General features: G+C 37.6%; 4 protein-coding genes and 1 pseudogene. 4 read left to right on the top strand and 1 reads right to left on the bottom strand.

All coding sequences use genetic code 11. The annotated features are described in order from the left end of the window. Window positions 1-255, top strand: a pseudogene (locus tag L655_RS1000000127740) (hypothetical protein); the annotation flags it as partial. 6 nt (window positions 256-261) lie between these two features. Here the strand turns inward: L655_RS1000000127740 and L655_RS0115280 are convergent. Then, window positions 262-1,095: a mechanosensitive ion channel domain-containing protein gene (locus L655_RS0115280; protein WP_024605489.1), complete on the bottom strand. Its 834-nt coding sequence runs from the start codon at window positions 1,093-1,095 to the stop codon at window positions 262-264. A 289-nt stretch (window positions 1,096-1,384) separates the two neighbouring features. Here L655_RS0115280 and gss point away from each other — a divergent pair, with 289 nt between their 5' ends. The 3 genes from gss to dps all read left to right on the top strand — a co-directional run bounded on the left by gss (window position 1,385) and on the right by dps (window position 4,517). Then, window positions 1,385-3,253 (top strand): bifunctional glutathionylspermidine amidase/synthase, encoded by a 1,869-nt coding sequence (gene gss / locus L655_RS0115275; RefSeq protein ID WP_024605488.1) that lies wholly within the window; start codon window positions 1,385-1,387, stop codon window positions 3,251-3,253. 135 nt (window positions 3,254-3,388) lie between these two features. After that, on the top strand, window positions 3,389-3,757 hold the full coding sequence (locus L655_RS0115270; RefSeq protein WP_024605487.1) for a DUF2237 domain-containing protein: 369 nt from the start codon (window positions 3,389-3,391) through the stop codon (window positions 3,755-3,757). A gap of 235 nt (window positions 3,758-3,992) precedes the next feature. After that, the gene (gene dps, locus L655_RS0115265) at window positions 3,993-4,517 is read left to right on the top strand and encodes a DNA starvation/stationary phase protection protein Dps (protein ID WP_024595435.1); all 525 of its coding nucleotides are present in this window, start codon (window positions 3,993-3,995) and stop codon (window positions 4,515-4,517) included. The last annotated feature ends 726 nt before the right edge of the window (window positions 4,518-5,243 follow it).

The following is a 5,243-nucleotide window of genomic DNA, read 5'->3' as shown; positions in this document are numbered from 1 at the left end:
CTAAGTATAGGGCGTTGCGCTATTTTGCACGCTGACCCACCAATACTGCCGAAACAGGTTACGGTTAGTTGTGTACCTCTAACTTCTTATGGCTTCCTTCAGACCCCACCGTTGGCCAGTGATGCCCTTGCCATTCAGATTATCTTCCCCTTAGTCAGGGTGATAAGGCATCTTTCAGCCTATCGGGTTTGCCAGCTTCGCTGGGCAAACAAAAAAAGAGCACTTAAAAGTGCTCTTAGATTTAAATCATTTTAAATTTAGTTAATCTTTGCTTTCGTTAACTAAAATAACTTTACGATGTGGGAAAGGTATTTCGATGTTGTTTTCATCCAGTGCTTTTTTAATTAACTCTGGCACCGTATAAAGAATATCGAAGTAATGCTCGCCCTTACAAAAAGGTCTTACTAAAAAGTCTACTGAGCTGTTGTTAAGAGTTTCTACTTCAACAAAAGGCGCTGGATCTTTTAGTATGTGTGGGTGCGCTGCAAGTACGCCATCTATAATTTTACGTACAGCCGTTGTATCTTCACCGTAAGCAACACCAAAATGCATATCCACACCACGAATTGGATGATGTGAATGGTTTATAATTTGCGCGCCCCAAATTTGACTATTTGGTATAATAACCTGTTGATTATCGAACGTTTGTAAAATAGTAGTAAACATATCTACTTCTGTTACTTTACCAAAACGCCCTGCAGCCTCAATAAAGTCATTCACTTTATAAGGTCTAAATATTAGCAACATAACGCCTGCGGCAAGGTTCGACATTGCACCTTGTAACGCCAAGCCTATAGCAAGTCCCGCAGCACCGAGTAAAGCAATAATAGAGGCTGTTTGTACACCAAAGCGATTTAACACAGCAATAATAACGAACGCTAATATGATGTAGCGAGCCATGCTGCCTAAAAAGCGAAAAAGCGTATCGTCAAGATGAGTGTATTTATGACACAAGCCAATAATTAAATTGCGTACTTTGCCCGCTAACCATAAGCCCGCAAGTAAAATTGCAATTGTTAGTAATATGTTGGTTGCCCACGTAATTGCAGCGGGTAAATATTGATTAATATCAATGTTGTTTATTATGTCTTCCATTGTTTTTCCTGTTTTAAAAACTTTTAGCTAGTTTTGCTATACCAAGCGCAACAGTTTAATAAAAAGTTAACCAAAGTACGGATATAGGTTTAGTTTTATATGTATAAGCACTTTGAAGGATGGATTTCTTAACTACTGCTTTTAAAACTATGGATTGATAAAATATAATTTTAAGCCCTATTTAGCGCCAATTTTTAATTAAAGATTATACTCAGTAATATCTTGCTATAACGCAGTTTGGCTCATATAGTCAGCAAATTATCACACCTTATTTTGAACATCTTTGTTTATGAAATCTTCTGCTCCTGCTAGTGATTTTGGTACTTTATTAGGTTATGCACCTGGTAATGTTGCTGTTTACTCATCTGATTATGATACGGCTGATGAAAGCATTTATCCTAATCGTAGTGCCTATCGTAGTTACCTAGACGGTATTTACATGGGCTATAAATGGCAATGCGTTGAATTTGCCCGAAGATGGATGTACCTCAATCATGGTTATATTTTTGATGATATAGCTATGGCTTACGATATTTTTGAGTTGCGTTCAGTGCGCGATGTAAATAGCCAAAACAGATTGCCACTAAACGCGTTTAAAAATGGTGCTAAACATCACCCTCAAGTAGGTAGTTTACTTATATGGGAAGAAGGCGGCGAGTTTGAAGAAACAGGCCATGTTGCTGTCATTGTTGAAGTGCATGAAGATAAAATACGTCTTGCTGAGCAAAATGTAGGGCATCAAATATGGCCAACAAATCAAAACTGGTGCCGTGAACTAAAAGCAAAAGTAACTAAAGATGGCGACTATTGGATTGAGTGCTCTTACAGCGACGCCACTATTTTAGGTTGGATGACACAAACTGATGAAACAGAATATGCTGAGCCAACGTTTGAGCTAAACACTGACTTATTTACTATAGAAGCCCATAAAGCAGCAGATACAGGCCAAGCAAACAAGTCATGGTTAAATATTGCGAATGACGATGAAGCTGCCTACGTAGAAATGATGCAAGGCCATAAACTTACATCCGTAGATGAAGATCAGCATAATTACTTTGCAATATCTCAAACGGCGCAGCAAAGCATTGAGCATGCAACAAATGAGCTGCATGGTTTATTTATGCATGCAACCGACTATGTACTGCAGCACCCTGAGTTATTAAAAAAGTTTAATTTACCCGATGTTGTACTTAATAAAATTCGCCAATCGTGGGATAACCGCTTAAACCAATTAATTACCAGTCGGTTTGACTTTGCCTTAACAGCAGCAGGTTTAAAAGTTTACGAATACAATTGCGATTCGGCATCGTGTTACATGGAAAGCGGCAAAGTTCAGGGAAAGTGGGCAAAACACTTTAGTGTTAAAACAGGTGTAGATGCAGGCCAAAATTTATTTAAAGATCTCGTAAAAGCATGGCGTAAAAGTGAGGTAAAAGGTCTTGTTCATATTCTGCAAGATGATGAACCAGAAGAACATTACCACGCATTATTTATGAAAGAAGCTATTGAAGCCGCAAGCTTTGAATGTAAGCTAGTAATTGGCTTAAGCACACTTCGCTGGAATGAGTCAGGCAACATAGTAGATACTGATGGCGCACAACTGAGTTACGTATGGAAAACCTGGTCGTGGGAAACCGCACTTGATCAAATTCGTGAAGAATGCGAAGCCGACCAATCATTAGGTGATAACTTTGAACCACAATTCAAAGCTGGTGAAACGCCACGCTTAGTCGATGTATTACTGCGTAAAAATGTCATGGTGTTTGAACCGCTGTGGACATTAATTCCTAGTAACAAGGCTATTTTGCCAATACTGTGGAGCTTATTCCCTAATCATAAATATTTACTTAATACCGCGTTTGAGCTTAACGACGAGTTATTACAAACCGGATATGTAGTTAAACCAATAGTGGGACGCTGTGGCGCTAATATTCAACTTGTTGATGAACAGCAGCAAGTTATAGAAAAGACAATGGGGCACTTTGCCGAGCAAGACCAAATATACCAACAGCTATTTGCATTGCCTAAAGTAGATGATTACTTTGTACAAATATGTAGTTTTACAGCCGCCGGTAAATACTCCGGTGGTGGCGTGCGTGTTGATAAAAGCATGATCATAAACGGCCATAGCGATTGTATGGCGCTGCGTATTAAATAATAAACAATACTAAGCCCGCAATTTGCTGCGGGCTTAAGTTTGTGTAGCCCTTCCCTCTTTTAAGTTTTATAGCTATCTCAAGCGAGTTACTCCTGATAGAGTAAATTTATTAAACACCACTAATTAAGGTATTTCATGGCGAATCAATTTAATGTACTCGGCACACGCTTAAAACTATGTTGCGGTAATGGTGGCTACACACGTGAAGGGTTTTGTTATGTACCAGAATCAGATCTTGGCAATCACAGTGTGTGTGCAATTATGACTGATGAGTTTTTACAATTTTCAAAATCACAAGGTAACGATTTAATAAGCCCGAACCCTCTTTACGATTTTGAAGGTTTAAAAGCCGGTGATAAATGGTGCTTGTGTGCAGTAAGATGGCTTCATGCTATTTCAGCAAACGTTGCGCCACCAGTGGTACTTGAGGCTACAAATAAAAAATCATTAGAAATAGTGCCGCTCGATGTTTTAAAAGCGCACGAATATATAGCCAACGTTTAAATACATCTAAGAGTAACTAAATCGAAGTCTGCATATTTTACAAATATATGCAGGCTTTTCAAAAACCCAATCTCCTCTGCAGCCTTAAAAACCTTAATTTAAAATATAACCACATGTTTTTAAATTACTTTTTAAATAAATCAACTTACGGCATAGCAGTTGCTTTATTAAGTTTAAGTCACGCTCATCACGCAACACATTATATGAGCAACACATTAGTTAAGTAGGAGAAATTATGAGTAACAATAACGAATCAAACAAAACAACTAAATTTACCGCGCCAGGTATGAGTGACGAATCAGCTCAAAAAACAATAGCTACGCTAGATAACCGCATGGTTGCATTGATAGATTTACAGCTTACTTTAAAGCATATTCACTGGAACGTAGTGGGACCTAACTTTATTGGCGTACATGAAATGATAGACCCGCAAGTAGACATTGTACGCGAAATGACAGATACAATTGCAGAGCGAATTGCGACACTTGGTGCAGTACCTGTTGGCACACCAAAATCAATTGTAGATCGCCGTACTTGGGACGAATACTCTGTAGGCAAAGGCCTAGTCACCGAGCATTTGGCTGCGCTTGATAAAGTATATAACGGCGTTAATGCCGATCACCGCAAAGCAATCGAGACTCTTTCTGAGCTAGATCCTGTCTCTGAAGATATGATCACCAGCCAACTAGCCGATTTAGAGCAATTTCAGTGGTTCATACGAGCACATTTAGAATCATCTACAGGCGAATTACAGAGCTAATACATCTAAAGTAAGAAAGCCCAGCATTATTATGCTGGGCTTTTTTTTGCGTAAAAATCTATTTATCGCTACCTAGCTTACCGCCCCCACCCCAGCTAGTACAAAATCAATATAAAAACAATAGAAAATTGGTATTACCAAAATGATTTTTAATTATTTTAACCTCTCCACTATTTCGCAAATTTATAAATCATTTAGAACTTTTAATGGTCGCTCTTCCAATTCAATATCACTTAAAAAGTAAACTAAACACGTATAAAAGTACGACATAAAATTTCAAAATAGTACTAACAAATGTATTAAATAGTACAAATAATATATAAAAATGCCTTTGGTAAAGATACTTCAATAAAATTCATTCAAAATACAAAAAATAAAAACACACTATAAGCCATTAAATTTATTAAATATAAGCAAAATAAAAGAGGTTTTTGTAATACACATTGTGAAGTTTTGGTAAACAAAGGTTGTAAATAAAGTTGAATTGGATTAATTTCAACCACACCACCTGTATGACACACTACAGGAAAGAAACAGTTAAATTGGTTAACCAAACCAAGTAACAACACACACACAATGACGCAAGTCGTACCCAAACGGGAGAGATACATGAAACTCAATCAAATTACTTCAACATTAATTAATAAGCATAAAAGAAGTAGCTCTACAACAATCAGTGCCGCAGCCCTTTTATTAATGGCTTCTTCAAATATTGCAGCGCAAGAG

The organism is Pseudoalteromonas sp. TAE79, assembly GCF_000498015.1.
In the GTDB taxonomy this organism is placed as follows: domain Bacteria; phylum Pseudomonadota; class Gammaproteobacteria; order Enterobacterales; family Alteromonadaceae; genus Pseudoalteromonas.
This window is presented reverse-complemented; position numbering and strand designations above follow the sequence as displayed.

What these genes read in the sequence shown, in the direction of transcription:
- L655_RS0115280 (WP_024605489.1), bottom strand. Translation starts at nt 1,095, where the DNA reads ATGGAAGACATAATAAACAACATTGATATTAATCAATATTTACCCGCT.
- gss (WP_024605488.1), top strand. Translation starts at nt 1,385, where the DNA reads ATGAAATCTTCTGCTCCTGCTAGTGATTTTGGTACTTTATTAGGTTAT.
- L655_RS0115270 (WP_024605487.1), top strand. Translation starts at nt 3,389, where the DNA reads ATGGCGAATCAATTTAATGTACTCGGCACACGCTTAAAACTATGTTGC.
- dps (WP_024595435.1), top strand. Translation starts at nt 3,993, where the DNA reads ATGAGTAACAATAACGAATCAAACAAAACAACTAAATTTACCGCGCCA.